This is a genomic window from Actinomycetospora straminea (genome assembly GCF_028737255.1).
GTDB classification, from domain to species: domain Bacteria; phylum Actinomycetota; class Actinomycetes; order Mycobacteriales; family Pseudonocardiaceae; genus Actinomycetospora; species Actinomycetospora straminea.
The window spans coordinates 1-1440 of sequence record NZ_JAQZAN010000052.1; the positions used below are offsets into that span (position 1 = coordinate 1).

1 protein-coding gene is annotated in these 1440 nt (G+C 72.8%); it reads right to left on the reverse strand.

Going from position 1 to position 1440, the window contains the following annotated elements; genetic code table 11:
- Window positions 1-9: 9 nt before the first annotated feature.
- Window positions 10-1368, reverse strand: coding sequence for a hypothetical protein (locus PH190_RS30550; RefSeq protein ID WP_274235315.1), 1359 nt, complete (start codon window positions 1366-1368; stop codon window positions 10-12).
- Between the last annotated feature and the right edge of the window lie 72 nt (window positions 1369-1440).

Consider the following 1440-nt stretch of genomic DNA (forward strand, 5'->3'; position numbering starts at 1 on the left):
TCGGTAGCGTCAGCCAGCGTTGAACTTCAAGTGGTTGATCTTGAAGGTGATGGTGTTCGGTGGGTGGGTGGACTCGCGCAGTGTGCTCCAGGCGGGGTGCTGGGTCATGCGGGCGAGCTGGATGGTGATCAGGTCGCGCAGGCCCTCGATCGACCAGCGGCTGCCGCCGATGTCGGTGCGGGCGTTGAGTTCACGCATGACGCGTTCGAGCAGTCCGCTGCCCAGTTCGGGTCCGCCGAGGTGGGCCAGTTCGCGGCCGACGGCCGGCTGCAGGCAGGTGAAGACCTGGTCGCGGGCGCCGTCGAGTAGTTCGGTGGCGGCGTGGTGGCCCTCGGCGCGCACGGTGTCGGTGAAGGCGTCGTAGCGGGCGAGGGCCTGGGCGTGGGTGAGGTGATCGCGGGCGACACCGCGCAGCAGGGCGGTGAGCTCGCCGCGCTTGTTGCGTGACCAGCGGTGCGGGGCCTTGTCGGCGTAGAGCGCCCAGCGCAGCGCGCGGGCCAGGTGCCACCAGCAGCGTTGGATGGGGGTGTCCGGCCAGGTCGCTGCGGCGACACGGGTGACCGCGACCTCGCCGTCGACCACGACCACCGCCGGGGCCTCGAGACCGTCGAGCTGGTGGCGCATCGCCGACCACGGCTGGTCCACGGTCAGCCCGAGCAGCGCGGTGCTGGCTCGTCGTCGACGTCGGGGGCCCTCGCGGGCGGTGAGCCCGAGCGCGATGTTGGTGTTCACTCCCAGCCGCCGACGCCCGGCTCGGACCCCGGTGCCGTCGAGCACGACCACCGCCGCCCGCGGTGGCCCGCCGAGATCGACCTGACCCACGGCCTCGAGGCGGGGCGCGATGTCGGCGACGGCCTGATGGGCCCGCCCCGCCGATCCCGGCGCGCCGAAGCGGCGGGCCACCGCGCCGGCGCGGGCGAACGACATCTGGCTGGCCAGCTCGGCCAGGTCCACGGCGAGCCGGTCGGTGCGGCGGCGCCCCGTGAGGTCGAGCATCAGCAGCAGCGGCGCGAACACCCGTCCGCAGTCCCGGCAGCCCACGTTGGCCAGTTGCAGGCGCACCACCCCCACCGAGGTGTCGATGCGGCGCGGGCGGGTGCGTTTGCCCTTGCGGGCGAAGTCCTGCATCACCCCGCAGCCCGGACACGCGAACGGGGCGGGCAGGCCCCGCACCGGCAGCCACCGCGGGCCACACACCCGGTCGATGAGCTGGTCCTGGACCTGCTCCAACGACGCCGCCAGTGCCGCGGCCGGCACCTCCTCGCGCATCGCCACCGCCCACGCCTCGACCATCGACCAGCTCAAGGCACCCGGGGACTCACCGAGCTCGGGGACCTCGGCGCACAGGGTGACAGAGATCGACGACATCACAGGGGCACTCCTCACCGCGAGGCGAACCCACCGACCTCACCGCAAGATCCCCGAAATTCAACGCTACGC